Raw genomic sequence first — 23,535 nt, 5'->3', positions numbered from 1 at the left:
CGACCCGCTCACTTTCCTGAATTACGATAATGCTTTGATTGCCTCTATCACGCTCTGCCAGCGTTCGCTGGCTGCGGCATCCAGGCCCGTTAACGCTCTTTGCGTCTCCTGCCGCCACCCGGCCAGCAGTGCCTTGCGGCCAGACAGGCCAAAGTGCTGATTGAGTTCCGCTGCTGACTTCTCCGCCACCATCGCCCCGTTAAGCAACGGCAGATCGCTCTGGCACTGGCTGACCAGCCGCCCCAGCGCGCCAAAGCTGGCTTCAAACGGACGGTGGCCCCAGGCAAAGCCTGCCAGCTCGCGCCAGTCTTCTTCATTCAGCTGCCGATCGTCCGCCTCAGGCAGTTGCAGTGCGATGCCGGGAACAAGTCGCTGTAACCACGGCCAGTCGCGTTGAAGCCTTTTTTCGGCACAGGCCTGCAGCTGTTCAGCCGGTTCACTTAATGGCAGGATCGCCATCGCCGTAAAACAGCCGCTGCTGGCTTCACGCTGGCTGCCCAGCCGCATCAGCTTAAAGCCGCAGGATTGCCAGAAGGCCCAAAGCTCTGCGGTATACCCAAAGCTGACCGACAAATAATCCAGCCCGTCGGCATCTTCCCTGCTCCGTTCCACCATTTGACGGCCGATGCCCTGGCGCCGCCGTTCAGGTGCAATGGCAATCCGACTGATACGCCGGGAACGAAGCTGGGCGGCTGCGGGCCAGCCACCATGAGCGGCAAGAGACTGCGCCACCAGATTTCCCCGGGGACGCCTAAAGCCGGCCCAGACCGCCTCGGACAGAGCGGCAGTCAAACCACCTTCATCAACCAGTATCATCGCGCCCTGCACGGTATTGCCCTGCGATGCCAGGCTGAAATGCATGCCTGGCGCATCCATCATCCGCCGTAAATCCAGCGGCGAAGTACGATAGTGGGCGCTCGCCAGCAGCTGGTACATGGCGGACAATTGTTCCGGCTGAGTCAGCCATGCTGATTGCTCAGGGAACGAAAATTGCAGCGGCAGGGTGCTTTGCTCTGGCTCCGCTTCCGCAATTAGCAGCGCCTGATTAATAAAGCGCTCCAGCGGATCATCGGCTGACCAGCGCAGCGGCTGATCCAGTTTGAGCAGCGTCACCTGCGGCAGGCTGGCACAGAATTTCAGCATAAAGCCGCGACCGGTGCCTTCGTAACCCTGCAAGGTTGAGGTCAGCAACACGCGGGGATACAGCGCCACCAGCTGCCGCAGGATCGGCGCCGGTATGGCTGCGGCTTCGTCCACAAGCAGCCAGTCGATCGGCTGCGGCCGCTGTTCAGGGCTGAGAGCCAGCAGCCGGTCCGGTGCGATAAACTCAAAAGCGTCGCCGGCGAATTCTGCCAGCACTTCGGTGGCCACTTTGGCCGGTGCGGTCATCAGGCAACGCCCTGGCCAGCGTGCCGCCAGCAGCCCGGCCAGCGCAGACTTTCCTCTGCCGCGCGGTGCAGTAATCACAGAGATACCGGGTTCGCTTGCCAGCAACGCATCAAGCACCGCCTGCTGCTGTGACGTATCATCAGGCTGCCAGGCTGGCGATGTGGGCAGAGACGGTAAGGTGAATGACTGATGCTGCTGGAGCAGCGCAATGCTGTCGTCCTGCTCAACCAGTTGCTGAAAACGACGGATAAAATTAAATGAAGGAATGGCCGAAGCCTGTTCGCTCCAGCGCAATGAATCGGTGTCTGGTAAGGTGGCCCAACGCGACCAGTCAGGCACCAGCATCAGCAGCCAGCTGCCCGCTTTTAGCGTGCCGGAAAGTGCGGCCAGCGCTTCGGCATGAAAACCGCTGCGGGCATCAAACACCGCGTGCAGAAACTCGCGCCCCAGCAGGGTTCTTGCCGCCGCCGGCGCGCAGTTCAGCGGACTGTGGGGTGCATCGCCCAGCCACATCCAGTCGCCTGGTAACCAGGCCATCCACTGCTCGGCCTGATGCTGGCACCAGCTATCGTCGCCGCTGATCACCAGGATTTGCCGCAGCCCGTGCTGCCTGAGATGTTCGCTATGACGTAGTGTGTCGTTAACCCCGGCCATAATCAGCGACTAAAGGTGTCGCACTGGCCCGGATTACCGCTATCAAACCCTTTTTTGAACCAGCTGTAACGCTGCTCTGACGTCCCGTGGGTAAAGCTGTCCGGTACTACCCGGCCCTGACCACGCTGTTGCAGACGATCGTCACCGATCGCTTCAGCGGCGTTAAGCGCTTCCTGCAAATCGCCAGGTTCAAGGATATTTTGCTTTTGCATGTAGTAACCCCACACGCCCGCAAAGCAGTCCGCCTGTAACTCCATTTTCACCGAAAGCTGATTAGCCTGAGTCTGGCTTGCACCCTGCTGCATCTGGCGGACTTTTTGCTCAATGCCCAACAATCTCTGTACGTGGTGACCCACTTCATGAGCAATAACATATCCCTGGGCGAAATCTCCGTCCGCCCCCAGCTTGTTTTTCATTTCATCGTAAAACGACAGGTCAATGTAAACCGTGGTATCAGCCGGGCAGTAAAAAGGCCCCATCACTGACTGACCGGTACCACAACCTGTGCGGGTGGCCCCGCGATACATCACCAGTTTGGGTGGCGTATAGGTTTTACCCATTTTCTGAAAAAGCTGCTGCCAGGTATCTTCCGTGGTGGCAAGGATCACTGAGGTAAATTTGGCCGCTTCATCCTGCTGCGGCTTGATGCTGCTCTGGCGTTGCGGGGCTGGCTGAGAAACGCTGCTGCTTTCACCGGTCAGCAACGGGCTAAGGTCATAGCCATAGTAGCTGGCGATCACCACCACAATCAGCAGAATGATGCCGCCTTTGCCCCGGGGAATGCGCATTCTTCCCGCCCCCATTGATGGCGACGAACCAGAATCATCACGGCGATCTTCCACATTGTCGCTCTCGCGGCGCCCTTGCCAACGCATACCTTACCTCTCGTTATATCCATTTCACGGCTGTCAGATTGATTTTAGACGTGTGTCTCGGGTAACACCAGTTAACCGGGCGTAACCTGCGATTTGAGTGAATCAGGCGGGGAGAATACGGGCAATGCGAGGGAAAAGAAAGGCTGCGGTATGAGCGCCGCAGCCACAAATCTTAGTCGAGCTTCACACCCAGACGGGTAGCAACTTCTTCATAGGCTTCGATCAGGCCGCCCAGACTCTGGCGGTAACGGTCTTTGTCCATCTTGTTCAGGGTGTCTTTATCCCACAGGCGCGCGCCGTCCGGCGAGAACTCATCGCCCAGCACCACTTCGCCATTGAACAGACCAAACTCCAGCTTAAAGTCCACCAGGATCAGTCCAGCATCGGAGAACAGCTTGCTCAGTACTTCGTTCGCTTTGTAGGTTAGCTCACGCATACGGGCCAGATTCTCTTTGTTCACCCAACCAAAGGTTTCGCAGTAGGATTCGTTAACCATCGGATCGTGCTTGGCATCATCCTTCAGGAACAGGTCAAACAGCGGTGGGTTGAGGATCATTCCCTCTTCCACGCCCAGACGCTTCACCAGCGAGCCAGCGGCACGGTTACGCATCACGCACTCAACCGGCACCATATCCAGCTTTTTGACCAGCGATTCGTTATCAGACAGCAGCGCTTCCATCTGCGTTGGGATACCGGCTTCCTGCAGTTTAGTCATGATGAAATGGTTAAACTTATTGTTAATCATTCCTTTGCGATCAAACTGTTCGATACGTTCACCGTCCAGTGCTGACGTATCGTTGCGGAATTCGAGTACCAACAGATCCGGGTTTTCGGTGCTGTAAACGGTTTTCGCTTTGCCGCGATACAACTCAGCTTGCTTTTGCATCTTCTTAAACTCCAAAAATAGAACGGGGAAAATTGTGCTGTGACCAGTTTATTCTCTGTGGCGAAAAAATCGAAGCAATCGTTTACGTACAGAGGAATAAAAAAGGCCGGAGAGATCCGGCCTTAAGGTTTACTTGCTAAAGGCTGCGTTGAATACGGCAACCAGCGCGTCATTTTGCGACTGGGTCAACGTATGACCTTTAGGATCGAGGAACTGCAGGCTGCTGCGGTTATCCAGATCGCCGACCTGCAGCTTATAATCGCCGTTGGTCAGACCCGGATCTTTCGCGCCCAGCGCGTCCCACTCATCACTGCCCAGCGTTTTGTAAGTCACGTTCAGGCTGCCCTGAGAACGGTTAGTATCGGTGACTTTCCAGCCTGCGCGTTGCAGGGCTGCTGGCAGACGTTCCCACACGGTGTTGAACGGTGCGCGAACAATCAGATCCGGCAAGCCGGTATCATCTGCGCCGCTCTGCACGTCAATCTGCGCGGAACTGCGTTTGGCCGCTGCGTTTTCACGCGAGGTTTCGTTTTTATCCAGACCGCTGCTCAGCTCGTTCAGCATCTGCGCGGTGTAGCGCTGCAGCTGGACCGGTGAGTTCACGCCTTTGCCTTCCTGCTGCAGTTCCAGCAGTTTGACCGACAATGCCTGCTGATAACCCTGCTGCTGCACGCTGATCTGGTAGCGGCCACGATACTGGTGATCTTCATCAGCACGGTTCCACTGCACCCAATCGGTGGTCAGCGTCTGGGTGGCATCAGTCCGGCTGGCAATCGGGTAATTCTTCGCCTGCACCACATCGACAACCTGCGGCCACAGTGAACCGGTACGCGCGCTGTCCAGTAACAGGACGCCAGAATTACCGGCAAACTGCGTCCGGGTGCCGTTCATCAACGCCAGTGGCTGAGCCGGTGGACGGATGTCCAGCTGCTTACCAATCGCGCCGGTGGTGCTGGCGGAAGGAATGTCGAAATCGCCATTCTGCAACGGCATCACCATCCCTGCCGGGGCGTGCAGATCGCTTACATCAGCCGCTTTCAGATAAGATTCATCGCCGCTGACCTGACGCTTGTAACGCTGGTCGCTGGAACATGCTGCCAGCAGCATCACCAAAGAAAGCCCTACCACTTTTGCTACCGTGGACTTTTGTACTGAATAAGCCATTAAAACTCCCTAAATTTACAGCAGACCTGCGCTTTTCAGTGCCTGCTCAACAACCGGACGACCGGCATCAGTCATCGGCGTCATCGGCAGACGCAGCGTGTCGGTTGCAATTAATCCTAACTGCTTAGCAGCCCATTTAACCGGGACAGGATTAGGCTCAATGAATAGCTTCTGATGCAGATGCATCAGGCGCTGATTAAGGCGTCGCGCTTCGGTAAAATTGCCCTGGCTGGCCAGTTTGCACAATTCTGCCATTTCACGCGCGGCAATGTTTGCCGTCACAGAGATTACGCCCTGTCCGCCAAGCTGCATGAAGTCGAGGGAAGTCGCATCGTCGCCACTTACCAGGATGAAATCTTCATCAACCAGCTCTTGGATCTGACTAACCCGCGATAAGTTCCCGGTAGCCTCTTTGATTCCGATAATATTTTTTATTTTCGCCAGGCGACCCACCGTTTCTGGCAGCATATCGCAACCCGTACGTGACGGGACGTTATACAGCATTTGCGGCAAATCGGTGCTTTCAGCAATGGCTTTGAAGTGCTGATACAGCCCTTCCTGAGTGGGACGGTTGTAGTATGGCGTCACGGTCAGGCAGCCTACCACGCCGCTTTTTTCAAAGCGTTTGGTCAGAGCAATCCCTTCAGCGGTGGCGTTAGCGCCGGTTCCGGCGATCACCGGAATGCGGCCGTCGGCCAGTTCCAGCGTCATCATCACCACGTCACCATGTTCGTCATGGCTTAATGTGGCGGATTCACCGGTAGTCCCTACTGAGACAATTGCCGCGGTTCCGCTGGCAACATGATAATCAATCAGTTTTTTCAAACTCGCACGGCAGACAAACCCTTTGTCATCCATCGGCGTGACGAGTGCAACAATACTTCCCGTGAACATTAGCCATCCCCTCCACAAACAAGTCCTTCATGGTACGGTTTACGGCACTCTAAAAGCAAGCAGACAAGCCCCCCAGGCCACTTGGCATAGGGTATTTTTTATGTTTACCTTAGAGTTATCACAATTGCTAATCATCATGACGGACAGGAAGCATCATTTTGCCGCAGTCACAGCAACATCATCTGGTTATCACCGCACTGGGGGTTGACCGCCCGGGGATCGTTAACACCATCACCCGCCACGTCAGCAGCTGCGGTTGCAACATTGAAGATAGCCGTCTGGCCATGCTGGGTGAGGAATTCAGCTTTATCATGCTGCTTTCCGGCAGTTGGAACGCGATTACGCTGATTGAATCCACCCTGCCGCTAAAAGGCGCGGAGCTGGAGCTGCTGATCGTGATGAAGCGCACCACCTTCCGCGAACGGCCGCCCATGCCCGCCACGGTCTGGGTTCAGGTGGAAGTAAAGGATTCACCGCATATTATTGAGCGCTTCACCGATCTGTTTGATTCCCATCAGATGAACATCGCCGAGCTGGTGTCCCGCACGCAGCCCGCGCAAGAAAATCAGCCGCCTTTACTCTATATTCAAATTACCGCTCACAGCCCCGCCAGCCAGGATGCCTCATTTATTGAGCAGGCATTCAACAGGCTATGTACAGAACTGCAGGCGCAAGGCACTATTAACGTCGTCCAGTACCCACAGCATGATGAAAAAATGGAGAGTAGTGATGAATCCACTGAAAGCCGGTGATACCGCACCGAAATTTAGCTTGCCCGATCAGGATGGCGAACAAGTAAATTTGACCGACTTCCAGGGACAGCGCGTTCTGGTGTATTTCTACCCGAAAGCGATGACGCCAGGTTGCACCGTTCAGGCTTGCGGTCTGCGTGACAGCATGGATGAGCTGAAAAAAGCCGGTGTTGATGTGTTAGGGATCAGCACCGATAAGCCAGAGAAACTGTCGCGATTTGTTGAGAAAGAGCTGCTGAACTTTACGCTGCTTTCCGATGAAGACCATCAGGTCTGCGAACAGTTTGGCATCTGGGGTGAGAAGACGTTCATGGGCAAAACCTATGATGGCATCCACCGGATCAGCTTCCTGATTGGCACCGATGGCAAGGTTGAGCATGTGTTTGATGACTTCAAAACCGCCACTCACCACGACATCGTGATGGACTACCTGAAGAGCGCCTGATCCCAGGCGCAACATAAAAAGGGCAGAAGAGAGTGCCCCTTAATCTCCGGTTTGTCGCCGAAGATTAAGGCACAGCGCCGCTTCTGCCCTTTTCTTATCCCGCTATGTGCGTTTTTTCGGCTCGACGTTCAGCTCATCAGGCCAGGCATGCACCACCGCTTTGATCAGCGTGGCCAGCGGAATGGCGAAGAACACCCCCCAGAATCCCCACAGCCCGCCAAATATCACCACCGACAGAATGATCACCAGCGGATGCAGATTGACCGCTTCTGAGAACAGCACCGGCACCAGAATATTGCCGTCCAGCCCCTGAATAATCAGATAGACGATAATCATCGTCCAGAAGTCACCGCCGAGGCCCCATTGCGCCAGGCCCACGCCGATGACCGGAATGGTCACCGCCAGTGCGCCGACGTAGGGGATCAGCACCGAGAAGCCAACCAGCACCGCCAGCAGCAGCGCATAGTTCATGCCGATCGCGAGGAAGCCAATCCAGGTGGCGATACCGACCACCACCATCTCCAGCACTTTGCCGCGAATGTAGTTGGAGACCTGCTGGTTCATCTCTGCCCACACCTGACCGGCCAGGCCACGGTTGCGCGGCAGAACGCGGCTAATGGCTGCCAGCATCTGGTCTTTGTCCTTCAGCAGGAAGAACACCATCAGCGGCACCAGCACCAGATAAATCGCCAGGGTCATAATGCCCACCAGCGAAGCCAGCGAGTATTTCACCAGCTGGTCGCCCATGCCGCTCAGGCGGCTGCGCAGGTTCTCCACCACGATATCGATGATGCCCACGTCCATCAGCGTAGGGAAGCGCTCCGGTAAGCGGGTGGCATAGTGATACAGGCCGTTAAGCATGGTCGGCAGTTCATGCGCCAGGTTAATCCCCTGTTGCCAGGCAACCGGCGCGACCACCAGCACTAACACCATTAATAAAGAGGCAAAGATAATCAGGATGATGGCGGTCGCCCAGGTACGGGAACAGCCCAGGCGTTCGAGGCGCACCGTTGGCCACTCCAGCAGATACGCCACCACTAACGCCACCAGCAGCGGGGCCAGCAGGCCGTTAAAGAAAAACAGAATACAAAAGGCGGCGATCAGGATGGCCAGCAAGGCGATAGCCTGTGGATCGCTGAAGCGGCGGCGATACCACTGAATTAAGAGGTCCAGCATGGGAAACGTCCTTGCGTACTAAGGGGGGAAACAGTCTACCTGAAGGGTGAGGCTCTGTCGCGTGGCTGTCCGGCGTGGCGGGATGCCAGGCCGGACGGGTGAGGATTAGCCGTTGTGACGTTGCGGGTGCATCTCAAGCTGCGGTTCTGGCTGGCTGGCGATGACACGGTTACGTCCGGCATTTTTCGCCTGATAAAGCGCATCATCAGCCTGCTTGAACACCCGCTCCATCGAGATTTCATCCGGTGACCAGAACGCCACGCCAATCGAAATCGAAATATGCCCAACGGTCGGTAATTCCAGCTGCTCAATCTTTCTTCTGACGCGCTCGGCAATCGCCATTGCCACATCACGATCGGCGCCAGGCATGATCATCAGGAACTCTTCCCCGCCGTTACGGCAGACAACGTCTGTCTGTCGGGAGCTATTACCCAGCTGATCGGCGACGCTTTTAATCACGTTATCGCCCACATCATGACCCCAGGTATCGTTCACCCGCTTAAAGTGATCGATGTCCACCGCCAGCACGGCAAACGGCTGACGGGTCGCGAGGAAATATTCCAGCACCGCGTTCAGGCCGCGACGGTTAAGCAGTTCGGTCATTGGATCGGTCTGCACCTCGAACTTCAGCCGGCCAATTTTATCCTGCAACAAACCAATCCCGGCCAGCATCGCGCGTTTGATTTGCGACGATTCATAATACCAGGAGCGGATGCCGTTAATCTCTTTCGACACGCCTGGCGCGTCCATCTGGCTGGCCTTACGGGCCAGTTGCCACAGCGGTAACGCAATCAGGCGCGCAAGGATCCAGGCACAAATCAGGGTCAGTAGCGCGAAGGGAACCGAATGCTGAAGCACCTTCATCAACAGGCTGTTCAGCGGTTCAAGGGTGGTCTGCGTCGGTTTAAGCGCGACGATGGTCCAGCCCGGCGTGGAGACCGTGGCGTAACCTGCCAGCATCGGTTCGCCGCTGGCTTTCGGGATCTGCTGGTAGCCGTTGCTGTTCTTCTCCCGGACATCGTCCGCGATCAGCGGAGCAATTTTCTGCCCAATCAGTTTGGCGTTCTGGTGGTAGAGCACCCGGTTGTCGCCATCAACCACATACAGTGACGAACCATCGCGGTAGAACTGCTCGCCGAGCAATTCATTGAGAATGCTTTTTTTCTTCAGGTAAATCGTGCCGCCGACAAAGCCCAGATAGCTGCCGGTTTTTGACCAGACAGGATAAGAGACAAACACCATCAGGTTGTTGGCCGCCGAAATGCTCGGTTTGCCGATCAGCGGTTTGCGCTCAGTCAGTGCTTGCGTGGTGCTGCTGGTAGTGAGATGCATGCCTTTCAGCATCAAAGACTCGGGCGAAATCGCTTTCACCCAGCCATTGGCGTCGACAATCACCACCGAGTTAAAGCTGTTGGTCTGTTCGCGCAGGCGATCGACCTCACTTTGCAACGCCGCATCGTTATCCATACCGTCGCCCAGCACTTTGGCACTGAACGCCAGCTGTGACTGCGCCAGCTGAAAAAACATTTCAGTGGTGGAGGCCAGTTTCGTGGCGTAAACGCGGTTGGATTCGAGCGTATTATTGATCAGCACTTCACGCTGTACTCGCCAGGTGGCGTACAGTGAGTTGGCCAGTGTAATCACGATGCTGGCCACGGCTAATAATGTAATAAGCGTGCGTAAGTCCGTCTTGGGGCGACTTAGCCTCAACATGGACTCACCTCGGTGAGACGTTTCATAATGTAGCGCCTTATTATTTTATGTGCGCATTTGATAAGTGCGTGTTATGCCCTGGTAAAGCACACGCCAATTGTACACCTCTCGTTCGTTTTGGGAATATTCTGACGCCCTTTATACCAATAATAATTTGGTTTAATCGATAAGCCCGTTGGCATCATAGAAGGGATAAGGGCCATCAAATTGCCCAACGACGCACTGATGGGTGACCACCCCCTGCTCCGGCGTCCAGCGGTGCAGTAAATAACCGGCGGGCTCCAGGCAGAAGTTGGCCGGGCCGTCGGTTTGCAAATCAAACGCCACCTGATGGGATACACCTGGCGCGCTGCACGCCAGCGTACCGGCAAACCTGACCTGCATACTGCGATGAAGATGCCCGCACAGCACCCTTTCCACCTGCGGATGGCCCTCGATCACCGCAGCTAACGAGTGGGGATTACGCAGCCGCTGGCGATCCATATGGTCAATCCCGCTGATAAACGGCGGATGGTGCAGCATCACTATTGTCGGCCGCAGAGGTTGTTCCTTTAGCCTGTCAGACAGCCAGCCCAGACGTTCTTCGCAGAGTTCCCCTTGCGGTTGTTGTGGCACGGTGGAATCCAGTGCCAGCAGGCGTAACGGCCCGCATTCGCCTTCCCACTGAATGAATTCGTGGTGCTGAAAAAGATGCGTTTGGTCGGCAAAGATTTTTCGCATCATCTGGCGATCGTCGTGATTGCCCGCCATCAGCCAGTACGGCAATTCAAGGTGGGATAACGCTTCCTTCAGCGTCAGATACTCTTCTTCGTGGCCAAAGTCGACCAGATCGCCGGTAATCACCACCGCATCAGGGCGTGGCAATAGCGCATTCAGTCGGGCAATCACCTGGCGTAATGCGCCAAGGGTATCCACTTTGCGGTAGGACAATTTGCCCTGGGCTTTAATGTGTAAATCACTGATCTGGGCCAGTAACACCGCTTGCTGAGTCAAAATAACGATCCCTTAATCCCGAATTAAAAATGCATCACCCGTTCGTCGGTGATGATCAATCCTACCCTCTGACCGGTCTGCCAGACCTCACGGGCAGAACGTTCGACCTGAATCGGTTTTTCGCTGCCGATATCAATCAGCAAGCGCTGGCTGGCACCGAGAAACAGCTGTTCGACGATACGGCCATGACGCAAGCCGGCATCCGGCTGACCAAGCTGAATATCTTCAGGCCGGCAGAAACGGGCCGGCGTGCCGTATCCGGCTGGCTGAATGCAGTTGATGGCACCGACAAAATCAGCGACAAACCGGGTGGCAGGCTGCTGATAAATGGTGCGCGGCGTGTCGATCTGCGCGATCCGTCCACGCTCAAGCACCGCAATCCGGTCGCCCAACGCCATCGCTTCCTGCTGATCGTGCGTGACATAGACGGCAGTGATGGCCAGCGTTCTCAGCAGATGGCCGATATCCTCACGCAGGCGCTCACGCAGCTTCACATCAAGCGCCGCCAGCGGCTCATCAAACAACAGAACCTTTGGCCGGGCTGCCAATGCGCGCGCCAGCGACACGCGCTGCTTTTGCCCACCGGAAAGCGCCTGCACCGGGCGATGAGCAAAGGGCAACAGATCGACCATCGCCAGCATCTCATCCACCCTTTCCTGCCGTTCCGCTTTGGGCACACCCTGAATACGCAGGCCGTAGCCGACGTTATCCGCAACGTTTAAATTGGGGAACAGCGCATAGTTCTGGAACACCATGCCGACATTGCGCTTCTCAATCGGCAAGTGGGTGACGTTACGATCGCCAAACCAGACTTCACCGCCAGCGTCTGGCGTTTCCAGGCCGCTGATGATGCGCAGCGTGGTGGTTTTCCCGCAGCCAGACGGCCCCAGCAGCACCAGCGTTTCGCCAGCCACAATGTCGAGATCCAACGGGTGCAATGCCACTGAACCGCCGGCAAAAGTGCGTGAACAGTGACGTAAATGAATACTCAGGGAGTCTGCCATCAGACGGTTTCCTTAACGGGTAACGCTCGCGCATCTGCCCGGCGCTGAGCAAACTGGGTGACCCAGCTCAGCGCCAGCAACAGCGGCAAAATAATCGCGAGGAAAATCAGGGTATAGGCCGAGCCCACTTCCAGACGCATGGAGGCATAGCTGTCCGCCAGACCCACCGGCAGCGTTTTCGTCAGCGGCGTGTGCAGCATCCAGGTGATATTGAATTCACCAATCGACAGCGTCAGCACCATAAATGCCCCGGCAAGAATGCCGTTACGGCAGTTCGGTACGATGACGGTAAAGAACCGACGCCAGAAACCGGCGCCCAGGCTGGCGGCCGCTTCTTCCAGCTGCAGCAGCTGGCTGGCGCGCATCACCGACAGGACCGGACGCACCATAAAGGGCAGAGTGAACAGCACATGGCCGATCAAAATAAACAGCCAGCTGCTGCGTAAACCGTGGAAGCCGCCATAGATGACAATCAGGCCGAGCGCCGTGGCCAGTCCGGGTAACGCCACCGGCAGCAACAGAAACTCTTCAATGCGGCTGGCCCAACGTGAGGGGGTTTTCAATAATCCCCATGCGGCTGGCACGCCTAATACCAACACGCACCCGAGGCAGCTGACGGCGATCAGTAGCGACAGCCCGATCGTGCCGGCGTACAGCTCCCAAACCTGGGCAACCCAGCGCAGCGTCAGCCCGCTTTTCAGCCCGATAAAATAGTTCTCCGTCACCCCTGCCAGCAGCGAAAGGACGATGGGTACCACCATAAACAGGCACAGGCTGAGCGTGAAAATCAGCTGTAACCAGAACAGTCCGGTGCGTTTCATTACGCCATCTCCTTATGCTCACCGGCCAGCCAGCGCGCCAGAATCAACGCCAGCCAGGCGACACCGCCCATCGCCACGGACAATGCGGCCGCCGTGGCAAAATTGGCGTAATTGGTGAACTCACCGTAAATCGTCAGCGGCAAAACCTTCAGGTCGGTGCCAAGAGTAAACGCGGTGCCAAAAGCGCCCATACTGGTGGCAAAGCAGATGGCGCCGCTGGAAAACAGTGCCGGCGAGATCCCCGGCACAATCACATCCCACACCACTCGCCACTGGCTGGCACCAAGGGATCGCGCTGCCTCCTCCAGCGACGGATCGAGTTTTTCGCAGGCGGCGACCAGCGTCATCACCACGCGAGGGATGGAGAAATAGAGATAGCCCACGAACAGCCCCGCCAGCGAATAGGCAAACATCCAGCGTTCGCCGGACAACGTCAGGCTAATTTGCGCAATCAGCCCCTGGCGTCCCGCCAGCATCACCACCAGAAAGCCCACCACCACGCCTGGAAAAGCCAGCGGGAAAGTTAACACCGCCAGCAACAGCGAGCGCCCGGCAAAGCGGTGACGCGCCAGAAAACAGCCGACGATGGCACAAATCGCTACCGCCAACAGGGAAACCAACAGCGACAGCAGCACCGTCACCCCGAGGCTGCGCAGGTATTGCGGCTGCGTCAGAATGGTCCAGTACGCATTCACACCGGTGCTGTTATCGGCTTCGGTGCCCATCATGATCAGAGTGGCGAAAGGCAGCAGCCAGAACGCCGCAAAAAACAACAGGGCGGGAACCAGCATCCACTGCACCTTTATCCGGCGGAGAAATGGCGTGGCGCGCGCCCCGACATGGGGACGCGAACCGCTGCTGACTAATGGCGCAGACATTACTGGATCTCACTCAGATAACGCGCGGAAAAGGCTTTTTGCGCGTCAGCCATCTGCTGATAATCGACGGTTTTGGCGCGGGCATAATCACTGTCAGGCAGGAAGCGTTTCTTCGCCTCAGCCGACATCGCTTCCGGCCGGACCGGGCGCAGATAAGCATTGGCCCAAATCGCCTGCCCTTTGTCGGACAGCACGTAATCAATCACCTTTTTGCCGTTATCCGCGTGTGGCGCGTTTTTTACCAGGCTGATGACGTACGGCACGGTAACGGTCCCCTCTTTCGGGATCACAAAGGCGACGTTGGCATGGTCGGTGTATTTCGCGCGATAGGCATTGAAGTCATAATCCAGCAGGATTGGGATTTCGCCGGACAGCAGACGCGCATAGGCGGTTTGCTTCGGCACAATCGGCTTATTGGCTGACAGTTTTTTAAAGTACGCCAGGCCAGGTCCGAAGTCCTGCAGGGTGCCGCCCATTGCCAGGTTCGCGGCGACCGCGCCCACGTAACCGACGAACGCGCTGGAAGGGTCGAGGAAGCCAATCATGCCTTTATATTCCGGCTTCAACAGGTCATTCCAGGATTGCGGCACCGGCAAGCCGCCTAAGGCATCGACATTGACCATAAAGCCCATGGTGCCAGAGTGCAGCGCGACCCACTTCCCGTCAGGATCCTTCATGCCAGCCGGGATCGCATTCCATCCGGCGGGTTTATACGTCTCCACCACGCCCGACTTTGCCGCCTGAATACCAAAGGTGACGCCCAGATAGGCCACATCGGCCACCGGGTTGGCTTTTTCCGCCACCATCTGTGCCAGCGCCTGACCGGAGTTTTTATTGTCCTGCGGCACGTTGATGCCGGTATCGGTGGCAATCGCTTTTAACTGCGTGCCCCAGTCAGCCCATTCTGGCGGGCAGTTATAACAAATGGCATCGGCTGCTGACGCCAGCTGGCTGACCATTGCACTCCCCGCCAGCAGCGCGGCGACGGCAATCTTGCTGAACTGTTTACGCTGTAACATAAGTTTTCCCGGATGTTGGTGTAATAAAAAAAGGTTAAGGCAAAGGCAGAACTGGCGGCGGCGCGATGCTTTCACCCAACCGCAGTTGCACCGGTAGCGGCGCAACAGGATCCGGACGCTGACCGGCAATTAATGCCAGCAGATGGGTAATCGCCTGCGTTCCCATATTCTGTAAAGGTTGCACCACGGAACTGAGCGACGGATAAACCAGCCGCCCGAGATCGATTCCGTCGAAGCCAATAATTGAAATTTGCTGCGGCACGCGATAGCCCGCACGAAGCAGCTCGCCGATCACGCTTATGGCCAGCAGATCGTTAGTGCAGAGCAGCGCGGTCATCGCCTGATGGCCCTGTAAGGCGGGTTGCAGCGTCTGCAGGCCTGAACGGGTATGGCTGGGCATTTCCAGCACCGCGGCGGGCGTCAGACCGGCGGCGTTCATCGCATCGCAGTAGCCCTGATAACGCTGAAGCGCGCGGTCAGATTGCAGGATTGGCCCGGCAATCATGCCGATGTGGCGATGCCCGAGGCCAAGCAGGTGCCCGGTGGCCTGACGCATGGCCTGGCGGTTATCAACACACACCGACGGCAGCGTGATTTTTTGCGGCGCGTTGTGGACCAAGACCACCGGCACATCTTCCCGCTGAAGGTTGGCGAGAACCTGGCTGCTGTCGGCATCGGCGACGGTCAGCACCAGCCCATCAACGCGCTGGCGGAGCATATTTTCCACGATGTCCGCTTCGCGCTGCGACTGATAATCACTGGTGGCAATCAGCAGCCCGTAGCCTCTTTGCTGAGCAGCCACTTCCATCGCCTGCAGCTGTTCAGCAAAAACGGGGTTACTTAACGAAGGCAACAACACCCCCAGCGTGCGGGAAGATTGGGTGCGGAGCTGGCGGGCAATAAGATTTGGCCGGAAGCCAAGCGCATCTGACGCAGCAAATACTTTCAGCCGGGTCTCTTCACGCACCAGCTCAGGCGAAGAGAAAGCCCGTGCTGCCGTAGCGCGTGAAACGCCCGCCAGTTTTGCTACCCGCAATAAATCCGTCATTCGCTCACCTTTTCACCATGAGATCGATCTCATGGCAGGCAAGTTAACAACGATTTATGACAGAAAAATGATCGCAGAATGGGCCGTGCAGCGGCTCAGGGAAGGTGATCAACGAAAGGCGGCAGAAGCCTGAGTCCGGATTTGCGGGCCAGCGGCCCGCGTTATAGCAGGGACGGCAGAATTACATCGCGAGGAAGGCGTAGCCCTGGTTTTCCAGGGTTGAAACCGTGGTCGGGCTGGACAGCGCATGGGTAACGGATTTATCAATCCAGTCATGCTGGAAATGGTGGAAGGCGACAGACTGATCGCAGACCGAGACATCCACTCCTTTGGCCCGCAGCTGGCTGATGAGCTTCAGGTTAGGATTATCCATACCAAACATTTTTTTATACTGTTCGTTATTTAACATCGCCGGGGTGCCATCACCGGTGACAGAAACCACGAACTTCAGCTGGTCGACCGGCACGCCAGAAGCGACATACAGATTCACAACCCTGGCAACACGCTCCAGGCCGAGATTAGGATCGTTGGGGCCATTTTCCGCTTTGGTGATCTGGAAAACGATTTTATTACTCTCACCCACAGCCGGTTTATACGCCACGTCTGATTCGTAATGAATTTTGCCGTAACCCTCAATGGTTGGAGTTGACCAGAAACCTGCGGGATCGGCAGCCGGGGTGCCAAAACGGGCACTGATTTTATCGGCAATATCGGGGGCCTTTGAAAAACTGGCGCCGACAAAACCGGCTACAACAGCGATGACTAAATAGGATACGACAGGACGCATAGGATGCTCTCCGCAACAGGGCAACGAGTCAGATGGCTCACGGATAAAAAGGCTGTAGAGTGTCGCCAACTGCGGCGATAACAGGATCTATACCATAGCTTTGACGAATTGCTTGCGGCTGAAAAAAGCATAAGAGCGCAATTAGTTTAGCGATGAAATCATTGATATTATGCAATATCAAAAAAATATTGAAAGTTACTGATTACAACAGGTTGCGCAAAGATCCAGCCAGTGCTCAGCGCATTAAATAGAGTGTATTTTTTATCGTCATGGTTAATATCCATAATTAAAATTTAACTTAAGTTATTAATGGTACTGTTAGTTAACCAATAAATTAATAATTGGCTCTGTTTAATTGCTGATATCAGTCAAAATAAAGTAATTATGCTAATAAACACATCGTTCACTCCCCGGTTCATTAGGGGTATTTTTAGGACTAAACCTAATCAAATTCCATGCCATCATCAGATTAATTGAATAAATTTACCTAACTTTAAGGAAAGCGCGGCTAAGATTCGCTGACAGGTCACATTTATTTGTGATCGGGGACGCAGTAAAACCAGAAATATCAGGCGCTGCCTGTTGTGCTCAAAGCAAAGTGCGTTAAGCCGCCTGATTGGGGTTAGCGATGAGATAGTCAATTTTTTACGGCAATAATGGCCGTTTTGCAGAAAATCATTCAGTAACCGTCTGTTGCAACCGTTCCCTTACGACTGACTAGTGATTAAGATACCCTGCGAAAAGTACAACGATTGCCCACGGCTGCCAGAACATTTGGTCAGACTGTCGGTCGAAAGAAGACGTCATCAGAATGGGATTCCGCATGATCAGTAGATTGAAGAAGTGTGCTCTGGCCTCACTCATCTTTTCTCTTTCGGCCGCTTCACTGCCGTTGAAAGCGGACGTCAGCGACAATCTGCCGGACATTGGCACCACGGCAGGCAATACGCTTTCCATCGGCCAGGAAATGCAGATGGGTGACTTCTATGTGCGCCAGCTGCGTGGCAGCGCGCCGTTGATCAACGATCCGCTGTTAAACGACTACATCAATCAGTTAGGCCAACGGCTGGTCGCTCACGCCTGGTCGGTAAAAACGCCGTTCCACTTCTTCCTTATCCGCAATGATGAAATTAACGCCTTCGCCTTCTTTGGCGGCAATGTGGTGCTGCATTCTGCCCTCTTCCGCTATACCGACAATGAAAGCCAGCTGGCCTCGGTGATGGCGCACGAAATCTCGCACGTCACCCAACGACACCTGGCGCGCGCGATGGAAGAGCAGCAGCGCAATGCCCCGCTGACCTGGGTGGGTGCGCTGGGCTCAATCCTGCTGGCCATGGCCAGCCCGCAGGCGGGCATGGCGGCGTTAAGCGGTACGCTGGCGGGCGCGCAGCAAGGGGTGATCAGCTTTACCCAGCAAAACGAGCAGGAAGCCGATCGCATCGGCATTCAGGTGTTGCAGCGTTCGGGCTTTGATCCGGAAGCAATGCCGAACTTCCTGCAAAAACTGGCCGATCAGTCCCGCTTCTCCTCCAAGCCGCCGGAGATCCTGTTAACGCACCCTTTACCGGATAGCCGCCTGTCGGATGCCCGCAACCGCGCCAACCAGATGAAGCCGGTGGTGGTGCAGTCTTCGCAGGACTATTACATGGCGAAAGTTCGCGCGCTGGGCATGTACTCCACCGGACAAAACCAGCTGACCGATGACCTGCTGGATACGCTGAATAAAGGCAACACGCGGGAGCAGGCGGCGGGACAGTACGGAAAAGCCGTGCAGTTTTTACAGGCCAAAAGCTTCGCCAATGCCAAAAAGATCATTGCGCCGTTACTGGCAAAGCAGCCGGACAACGTCTGGTATCTGGATATTATGAGCGATATTGATATCGGGCTTAATCAGCCGCAGCAGGCAATCTCGATGCTGCTGGCCGCGAAAGGCGTCAGTGCCAGCGCGGTGGTTCAGCTCAACCTGGCGAATGCCTATGTCGAAGCGAAGCAACCCGCCGAAGCCAGCAAGATTCTCAATCGCTATACCTGGGCGCACAAAGACGATCCGAACGGCTGGGATTTACTGGCGCAGGCCAGTGCCGATCAGGGATTAACCGACGAAGAGCAAGCGGCCAGAGCGGAGAGTTTGGCGCTGAACGGCCAGCTCGATCAGGCGATCAGAAGTTTGAGCAGTGCCAGTGCCTCGGTGCCGTTGGGTAGCCTGAAGCAGGCAAGATATGATGCGAGAATCGATCAGCTGCGTCAGTTACAGCAGCGGTTCAAGCCTTATATGCGATCGTGATCCAGAGCGGGCTGATGCAGTGGCCCGTTGCCGAACTACAGACCGAGCGCTTCTTTCACAAAAGGAATGGTCAGCTTACGCTGGGCACTGATTGAAGCGCGGTCCAGCTTATCCAGCGTTTCAAACAGCGTGCGCATCTCACGATCCAGCCTTTTCAGCAGAAAACGGCCCACGTCTTCCGGTAGTTCAAAACCTCGCAGTCTGGCCCGCAGCTGCAGCGCCTGTAACTTATCCTCATCGGATAACGGCTGCAGGCGATAAATCTGCCCCCAGTCGAGGCGGGAAGCTAAATCGGCTAACTTGAGGTTTAACTGGCGGGGAGGACGATCGGCGGTGATCAGTAAGCGGGTGCGGCCGGTTTCCAGAATGCGGTTATAGAGATCGAAAATCGCCATTTCCCAGGGTTCATCCCCGGCAATGCATTCAATATTGTCGATGCAAATCAGCGGCAGCTGCTCCATGCCATCCAGCACTTCCGGCACAAACCAGGTGCGCTTATCCAGCGGCACATAGCCGACGGCCTCGCCACGGGCGGAGAGCTCGGCGCAGGCGGCATGCAGCAAATGGCTGCGGCCTCCCCCTTCACGCGACCAGAAATAAAAATAGCTGCCGTGCTCCTGTTGCAGCGCACTTTGCAGCGCGGCAATCAGCGACGGGTTTTCCCCCGGCCAGAAGCTGGCGAAGGTTTCGTCATCGGGCAAATACAAGGGCAAAGACAGCTGTGCCGGTGTGTTCAGAAGCACCTCAGTGTTGATCGGGCAAAATCCGGCTGGAGTTTATCACAACTTTCTTCTGTTAATAAACGCAGGCCGGATTGCCGTCGCTTACAGGCGATCGCGATCCTGCGGATCGAGCACCACTTCTTCAGGGCGGATCAGGCTGATCGCCTTGAAGATCAGGCTCAGCAGAATGCCGATGATGGTGGCCAGCGCCATGCCTTTCAGCTCCGCCGCACCGATATGCACCGTTGCGCCGCTCACGCCAATAATGAGGATCACCGAGGTCAGGATCAGGTTCTGCGCCTTATTATAATCAACCTTGGACTCAATCAGCACGCGAATACCGGAAGCGCCAATCACGCCGTATAACAGCAGTGATACGCCGCCCATAACCGGCACCGGTACCGCCTGGATCACCGCGGCCAGTTTACCGACGCAGGACAGCAGGATCGCCAGAATGGCCGCGCCGCCAATCACCCAGGTGCTGTAGACGCGGGTGATGGCCATTACGCCAATATTTTCACCGTAGGTGGTGTTGGGCGTGGATCCAAAGAAGCCGGAGATGACCGTAGAAATGCCGTTGGCAAACATCGAGCGATGCAGACCCGGATCTTTCAACAGGTCCTTTTTCACGATGTTGGCGGTGACCACCAGATGACCGACATGCTCGGCAATCACGACCAGCGCGGCCGGCAGGATAGTTAACATCGCATACCATTCGAAACGCGGCGTATAGAAGGTAGGCAGCGCGAACCAGTGCGCGGCTTCTACCGAAGACCAGTCGACAATGCCCATCGCCGAAGAGAGCGCATAACCGGCAATCACCCCAATCAGGATCGGGATAATCGCCAGAAAGCCGCGGAACAGCACCGAGCCAAACACCGTTACGCCCAGCGTCACCATCGAGATGATAATGGTTTTGCTGTCAACGGAAGCGCCGTCAGCGGGCAGCAGTCCGGCCATTTTCGCCGCCACGCCCGCCAGTTCCAGCCCGATAACCGCCACAATCGCGCCCATTGCCGCCGGTGGGAACATCACGTCCAGCCAGCCGGTGCCAGCTTTTTTGACAATCAACGCCACCAGGCAGAACAGCACGCCGCAGAGAATAAAGCCGCCGAGCGCCACTTCATACCCGAGCGGCAACAGCAGTAACACCGGAGAAATAAAGGCAAAGCTTGAACCGAGGTAAGCCGGGATTTTGCCCTTACAGATAAAGAGATAGAGCAAGGTGCCGACGCCGTTAAACAGCAATACCGTGGCCGGATTGATATGGAACAGGATCGGCACCAGCACGGTGGCGCCAAACATCGCAAACAGGTGCTGGAAGCTGAGTGGGATGGTTTGCAGCAGCGGTGGCCGCTCGCTGACGCCAATTGCACGACGTGTCATAGTATTACCCCTTGTTTTACCCATTAAAAAGCCGACTCTGCGGTCGGCTTGTCTCGTTGATGACGGCTTATTTGGTGCCGAAGATCTTATCGCCTGCGTCACCGAGGCCCGGAATGATATACCCTTTCTCATTCAGACCCTGATCGATAGACGCGGTGTACAGCTCAACATCCGGGTGCGCTTTTTCCAGCGCGGCAATGCCTTCCGGTGCGGCGACCAGCACCAGCACTTTAATGCTGGTACAACCGGCTTTTTTCAGCAGGTCAATGGTGGCAATCATTGACCCACCGGTAGCCAGCATTGGATCCACCACCAGCGCCATGCGCTCTTCGATATTCGAAACCAGCTTCTGGAAATACGGGACCGGCTCCAGCGTCTCTTCATCGCGGTAAACACCGACAACGCTGATGCGCGCGCTTGGCACGTGCTCGAGTACGCCTTCCATCATGCCCAGTCCCGCACGCAGGATCGGCACCACGGTGATCTTCTTACCTTTGATTTGCTCGATTTCTACCGGACCATTCCAGCCTTCAATGGTCACCGTTTCGGTGGCTAAATCAGAGGTGGCTTCGTAAGTCAGCAGACTTCCCACTTCTGAGGCGAGTTCACGAAAACGTTTGGTGCTTACGTCATGCTCACGCATCAGACCCAGTTTATGTTTGACCAGCGGGTGTTTGACTTCCACGATCTTCATTGTTGTACTCCCGGAGTGTTAAGCTGCAAAAAAAAATCGCGAGATTATAGCGCCATTTACGCTCCACGCCATATGACTTAGTGCAACTTTTGATTAAACCGTCCCTACCCGTCAATAATTAGCTAAAATCCAGTTATCCGCAACGCGTCTGAAGATGGCACTCGCAAACGTTTGCCTGCGCTGTTAGAATTGCCGCGCTTTATTTTCCATACCACCAACCGCAAACCGCGTGGGGATTTCGCAGTGACCGATAAGACCTCTCTCAGCTATAAAGACGCCGGCGTAGATATCGACGCGGGTAATGCTTTAGTCGATCGTATTAAAGGCGTAGTGAAAAAGACTCGTCGCCCGGAAGTGATGGGTGGACTAGGCGGTTTCGGTGCCCTTTGTGCGCTGCCGCAAAAATACCGCGAGCCGATTCTGGTTTCCGGCACTGACGGCGTCGGCACCAAGCTGCGTCTGGCGATGGACCTTAAACGCCACGATACTATCGGTATCGATCTGGTCGCGATGTGCGTGAATGATTTGGTGGTTCAGGGCGCCGAGCCGCTGTTCTTCCTGGATTACTATGCCACGGGCAAACTGGAAGTCGACACCGCAGCCAGCGTGATCACCGGCATTGCTGAAGGCTGCTCGCAGTCTGGCTGTGCGCTGGTCGGCGGCGAAACCGCAGAGATGCCGGGCATGTACCACGGCGAAGATTACGACGTGGCAGGCTTCTGCGTTGGCGTGGTTGAAAAATCAGAAATCATCGATGGCAGCAAAGTTCAGGACGGCGACGTACTGATTGCCCTCGGCTCCAGCGGCCCGCACTCCAATGGCTACTCGCTGGTCCGTAAAATTCTGGAAGTCAGCAACACCAATCCGGAAACGACGCAGCTGGAAGGCAAGTCGCTGGCCGATCATTTGCTGGAACCTACCCGCATCTATGTGAAGAACATCCTCAGCCTGATCGAACAGGTTGATGTTCACGCGATTGCTCACCTGACCGGTGGCGGCTTCTGGGAAAATATCCCACGCGTGCTGCCAGACAACACCCAGGCGGTGATTGAAGAGTCAAGCTGGCAGTGGCCGGCCGTCTTCGGCTGGATGCAGGAAGCGGGCAACGTCAGCCGCTTTGAGATGTACCGCACCTTTAACTGCGGCGTGGGCATGTTAATCGCCCTCAGCGCAGACGAAGCTGATAAAGCGGTACAGCTTATGACTGACGCGGGCGAAAAAGCCTGGAAAATCGGCGTGATCAAAGCGTCCGATTCTGAAGAGCGTGTGGTCATTAACGCATGAAACGGCTAGTCGTGCTGGTTTCCGGCCAGGGAAGCAATCTTCAGGCAATCCTGGATGCCTGCCAGCAAGGCCAGATCCACGGCAGCGTCGCTGCCGTGTTCAGCAACAAGTCGGACGCGTACGGTCTGACCCGCGCGCGTGAGGCCGGTGTTCCGGCCCATGCGCTCGCCGCTTCCCAGTTTGCTGACCGTGAAGCGTTCGATCGCCAGCTGATGCTGGAAATCGATGCTTATGCGCCCGATTTAGTGGTGCTGGCCGGTTACATGCGGATCCTCAGCCCGGCCTTCGTCCAGCACTATGCCGGACGCATGCTGAACATCCACCCTTCCCTGCTGCCGAAATACCCGGGTCTGCACACTCACCGCCAGGCGATTGAAAATGGCGATGAAGAGCACGGCACCTCGGTGCATTTCGTTACCGAGCAGTTGGACGGCGGCCCGGTGATCCTTCAGGCGAAGGTGCCGGTGTTTGCAGAAGACAGCGAAGAGGATGTGAACGCCCGCGTTCAGCATCAGGAGCACGCTATTTATCCGCTGGTGGTCAGTTGGTTTGTCGATGGCAGACTGGCGATGCGTGATGATGCGGCGTGGCTGGACGGTGAAAAGCTGCCTGAAGAAGGGCATGCTGGCGACTAGCTTGTCGTAGCGCATATTAAGGGGGAGATCGT

General features: G+C 56.0%; 22 protein-coding genes. 5 read left to right on the top strand and 17 right to left on the bottom strand.

Annotated elements, in window-relative coordinates:
• Window positions 1-21: 21 nt before the first annotated feature.
• The 5 genes from ACXKZG_RS06040 to dapA form a co-directional block, all read right to left on the bottom strand.
• Entirely contained in the window at window positions 22-2,043 is a 2,022-nt protein-coding gene (locus ACXKZG_RS06040) for a tRNA(Met) cytidine acetyltransferase TmcA (protein WP_488875848.1), read from the bottom strand.
• A gap of 2 nt (window positions 2,044-2,045) precedes the next feature.
• Window positions 2,046-2,918 (bottom strand): KPN_02809 family neutral zinc metallopeptidase, encoded by an 873-nt coding sequence (gene ypfJ / locus ACXKZG_RS06035; protein WP_105760887.1) that lies wholly within the window; start codon window positions 2,916-2,918, stop codon window positions 2,046-2,048.
• A 172-nt stretch (window positions 2,919-3,090) separates the two neighbouring features.
• Window positions 3,091-3,804, bottom strand: coding sequence for a phosphoribosylaminoimidazolesuccinocarboxamide synthase (gene purC / locus ACXKZG_RS06030; protein ID WP_134822547.1), 714 nt, complete (start codon window positions 3,802-3,804; stop codon window positions 3,091-3,093).
• Between the two features lie 129 nt (window positions 3,805-3,933).
• Window positions 3,934-4,968 (bottom strand): outer membrane protein assembly factor BamC, encoded by a 1,035-nt coding sequence (gene bamC / locus ACXKZG_RS06025; RefSeq protein ID WP_013203353.1) that lies wholly within the window; start codon window positions 4,966-4,968, stop codon window positions 3,934-3,936.
• Window positions 4,969-4,983: 15 nt separating this feature from the next.
• Window positions 4,984-5,862 carry a 4-hydroxy-tetrahydrodipicolinate synthase gene (gene dapA / locus ACXKZG_RS06020; protein ID WP_013203354.1) on the bottom strand — a complete coding sequence of 293 codons (879 nt, stop codon included), beginning with the start codon at window positions 5,860-5,862 and terminating at the stop codon, window positions 4,984-4,986.
• Window positions 5,863-6,020: 158 nt separating this feature from the next.
• On the opposite strand from dapA, the gene ACXKZG_RS06015 reads away from it, so the two are divergent.
• Together ACXKZG_RS06015 and bcp are read left to right on the top strand one after the other, a co-directional pair.
• Window positions 6,021-6,614, top strand: a complete 594-nt coding sequence (locus ACXKZG_RS06015; protein ID WP_013203355.1) for a glycine cleavage system transcriptional repressor — start codon at window positions 6,021-6,023, stop codon at window positions 6,612-6,614.
• Complete coding sequence (bcp, locus tag ACXKZG_RS06010; RefSeq protein WP_013203356.1) at window positions 6,592-7,059, top strand: thioredoxin-dependent thiol peroxidase; 468 nt, start codon at window positions 6,592-6,594, stop codon at window positions 7,057-7,059. The genes ACXKZG_RS06015 and bcp overlap by 23 nt, the downstream gene beginning before the upstream one ends.
• Before the next feature lie 102 nt (window positions 7,060-7,161).
• Here bcp and ACXKZG_RS06005 read toward each other — a convergent pair whose 3' ends face one another.
• The 9 genes from ACXKZG_RS06005 to ACXKZG_RS05965 form a co-directional block, all read right to left on the bottom strand.
• Window positions 7,162-8,235: an AI-2E family transporter gene (locus tag ACXKZG_RS06005; RefSeq protein ID WP_134822548.1), complete on the bottom strand. Its 1,074-nt coding sequence runs from the start codon at window positions 8,233-8,235 to the stop codon at window positions 7,162-7,164.
• A gap of 105 nt (window positions 8,236-8,340) precedes the next feature.
• Window positions 8,341-9,948: a sensor domain-containing diguanylate cyclase gene (locus ACXKZG_RS06000; protein WP_488875847.1), complete on the bottom strand. Its 1,608-nt coding sequence runs from the start codon at window positions 9,946-9,948 to the stop codon at window positions 8,341-8,343.
• A gap of 159 nt (window positions 9,949-10,107) precedes the next feature.
• The gene (locus ACXKZG_RS05995) at window positions 10,108-10,941 is read right to left on the bottom strand and encodes a phosphodiesterase (protein ID WP_488875846.1); all 834 of its coding nucleotides are present in this window, start codon (window positions 10,939-10,941) and stop codon (window positions 10,108-10,110) included.
• Between the two features lie 23 nt (window positions 10,942-10,964).
• Window positions 10,965-11,945, bottom strand: coding sequence for an ABC transporter ATP-binding protein (locus ACXKZG_RS05990; protein WP_488875845.1), 981 nt, complete (start codon window positions 11,943-11,945; stop codon window positions 10,965-10,967).
• Window positions 11,945-12,766, bottom strand: a complete 822-nt coding sequence (locus ACXKZG_RS05985) for an ABC transporter permease (protein ID WP_134822552.1) — start codon at window positions 12,764-12,766, stop codon at window positions 11,945-11,947. The genes ACXKZG_RS05990 and ACXKZG_RS05985 overlap by 1 nt, the downstream gene beginning before the upstream one ends.
• The gene (locus ACXKZG_RS05980; RefSeq protein WP_134822553.1) at window positions 12,766-13,644 is read right to left on the bottom strand and encodes an ABC transporter permease; all 879 of its coding nucleotides are present in this window, start codon (window positions 13,642-13,644) and stop codon (window positions 12,766-12,768) included. The genes ACXKZG_RS05985 and ACXKZG_RS05980 overlap by 1 nt, the downstream gene beginning before the upstream one ends.
• Window positions 13,644-14,663: an ABC transporter substrate-binding protein gene (locus ACXKZG_RS05975; RefSeq protein ID WP_471719727.1), complete on the bottom strand. Its 1,020-nt coding sequence runs from the start codon at window positions 14,661-14,663 to the stop codon at window positions 13,644-13,646. The genes ACXKZG_RS05980 and ACXKZG_RS05975 overlap by 1 nt, the downstream gene beginning before the upstream one ends.
• Before the next feature lie 34 nt (window positions 14,664-14,697).
• Window positions 14,698-15,711 (bottom strand): LacI family DNA-binding transcriptional regulator, encoded by a 1,014-nt coding sequence (locus ACXKZG_RS05970; protein ID WP_488875844.1) that lies wholly within the window; start codon window positions 15,709-15,711, stop codon window positions 14,698-14,700.
• Window positions 15,712-15,892: 181 nt separating this feature from the next.
• A complete protein-coding gene (locus tag ACXKZG_RS05965) occupies window positions 15,893-16,498 on the bottom strand; it encodes a DsrE family protein (RefSeq protein ID WP_013203365.1) in 606 nt (201 codons plus the stop codon).
• Window positions 16,499-17,321: 823 nt separating this feature from the next.
• Here ACXKZG_RS05965 and bepA point away from each other — a divergent pair.
• A complete protein-coding gene (gene bepA / locus ACXKZG_RS05960) occupies window positions 17,322-18,782 on the top strand; it encodes a beta-barrel assembly-enhancing protease (protein ID WP_041692383.1) in 1,461 nt (486 codons plus the stop codon).
• A gap of 35 nt (window positions 18,783-18,817) precedes the next feature.
• Here the strand turns inward: bepA and hda are convergent, their stop codons facing one another.
• The 3 genes from hda to upp all read right to left on the bottom strand — a co-directional run bounded on the left by hda (window position 18,818) and on the right by upp (window position 21,584).
• Window positions 18,818-19,519 carry a DnaA inactivator Hda gene (gene hda / locus ACXKZG_RS05955; protein WP_219845779.1) on the bottom strand — a complete coding sequence of 234 codons (702 nt, stop codon included), beginning with the start codon at window positions 19,517-19,519 and terminating at the stop codon, window positions 18,818-18,820.
• 87 nt (window positions 19,520-19,606) lie between these two features.
• Entirely contained in the window at window positions 19,607-20,890 is a 1,284-nt protein-coding gene (uraA, locus tag ACXKZG_RS05950) for a uracil permease (protein ID WP_479994430.1), read from the bottom strand.
• A gap of 67 nt (window positions 20,891-20,957) precedes the next feature.
• On the bottom strand, window positions 20,958-21,584 hold the full coding sequence (gene upp / locus ACXKZG_RS05945; protein WP_013203369.1) for a uracil phosphoribosyltransferase: 627 nt from the start codon (window positions 21,582-21,584) through the stop codon (window positions 20,958-20,960).
• Between the two features lie 243 nt (window positions 21,585-21,827).
• Between upp and purM the strand changes: the two genes are divergently transcribed.
• Window positions 21,828-22,868, top strand: coding sequence for a phosphoribosylformylglycinamidine cyclo-ligase (gene purM, locus ACXKZG_RS05940; protein ID WP_041692384.1), 1,041 nt, complete (start codon window positions 21,828-21,830; stop codon window positions 22,866-22,868).
• Entirely contained in the window at window positions 22,865-23,503 is a 639-nt protein-coding gene (purN, locus tag ACXKZG_RS05935; protein WP_013203371.1) for a phosphoribosylglycinamide formyltransferase, read from the top strand. Before purM ends, purN begins: the two co-directional genes overlap by 4 nt.
• The last annotated feature ends 32 nt before the right edge of the window (window positions 23,504-23,535 follow it).

The organism is Erwinia sp. 2186, from assembly GCF_057812255.1.
This window is presented reverse-complemented; position numbering and strand designations above follow the sequence as displayed.

What these genes read in the sequence shown, in the direction of transcription:
- uraA (WP_479994430.1), bottom strand. Translation starts at nt 20,890, where the DNA reads ATGACACGTCGTGCAATTGGCGTCAGCGAGCGGCCACCGCTGCTGCAA.
- bamC (WP_013203353.1), bottom strand. Translation starts at nt 4,968, where the DNA reads ATGGCTTATTCAGTACAAAAGTCCACGGTAGCAAAAGTGGTAGGGCTT.
- ACXKZG_RS05990 (WP_488875845.1), bottom strand. Translation starts at nt 11,945, where the DNA reads ATGGCAGACTCCCTGAGTATTCATTTACGTCACTGTTCACGCACTTTT.
- ACXKZG_RS06000 (WP_488875847.1), bottom strand. Translation starts at nt 9,948, where the DNA reads ATGTTGAGGCTAAGTCGCCCCAAGACGGACTTACGCACGCTTATTACA.
- purN (WP_013203371.1), top strand. Translation starts at nt 22,865, where the DNA reads ATGAAACGGCTAGTCGTGCTGGTTTCCGGCCAGGGAAGCAATCTTCAG.
- ACXKZG_RS05975 (WP_471719727.1), bottom strand. Translation starts at nt 14,663, where the DNA reads ATGTTACAGCGTAAACAGTTCAGCAAGATTGCCGTCGCCGCGCTGCTG.
- ACXKZG_RS06040 (WP_488875848.1), bottom strand. Translation starts at nt 2,043, where the DNA reads ATGGCCGGGGTTAACGACACACTACGTCATAGCGAACATCTCAGGCAG.
- ACXKZG_RS05985 (WP_134822552.1), bottom strand. Translation starts at nt 12,766, where the DNA reads ATGAAACGCACCGGACTGTTCTGGTTACAGCTGATTTTCACGCTCAGC.
- bcp (WP_013203356.1), top strand. Translation starts at nt 6,592, where the DNA reads ATGAATCCACTGAAAGCCGGTGATACCGCACCGAAATTTAGCTTGCCC.
- ACXKZG_RS05970 (WP_488875844.1), bottom strand. Translation starts at nt 15,711, where the DNA reads ATGACGGATTTATTGCGGGTAGCAAAACTGGCGGGCGTTTCACGCGCT.
- ACXKZG_RS05980 (WP_134822553.1), bottom strand. Translation starts at nt 13,644, where the DNA reads ATGTCTGCGCCATTAGTCAGCAGCGGTTCGCGTCCCCATGTCGGGGCG.
- ACXKZG_RS06005 (WP_134822548.1), bottom strand. Translation starts at nt 8,235, where the DNA reads ATGCTGGACCTCTTAATTCAGTGGTATCGCCGCCGCTTCAGCGATCCA.
- ACXKZG_RS05965 (WP_013203365.1), bottom strand. Translation starts at nt 16,498, where the DNA reads ATGCGTCCTGTCGTATCCTATTTAGTCATCGCTGTTGTAGCCGGTTTT.
- bepA (WP_041692383.1), top strand. Translation starts at nt 17,322, where the DNA reads ATGATCAGTAGATTGAAGAAGTGTGCTCTGGCCTCACTCATCTTTTCT.
- upp (WP_013203369.1), bottom strand. Translation starts at nt 21,584, where the DNA reads ATGAAGATCGTGGAAGTCAAACACCCGCTGGTCAAACATAAACTGGGT.
- purC (WP_134822547.1), bottom strand. Translation starts at nt 3,804, where the DNA reads ATGCAAAAGCAAGCTGAGTTGTATCGCGGCAAAGCGAAAACCGTTTAC.
- ypfJ (WP_105760887.1), bottom strand. Translation starts at nt 2,918, where the DNA reads ATGCGTTGGCAAGGGCGCCGCGAGAGCGACAATGTGGAAGATCGCCGT.
- dapA (WP_013203354.1), bottom strand. Translation starts at nt 5,862, where the DNA reads ATGTTCACGGGAAGTATTGTTGCACTCGTCACGCCGATGGATGACAAA.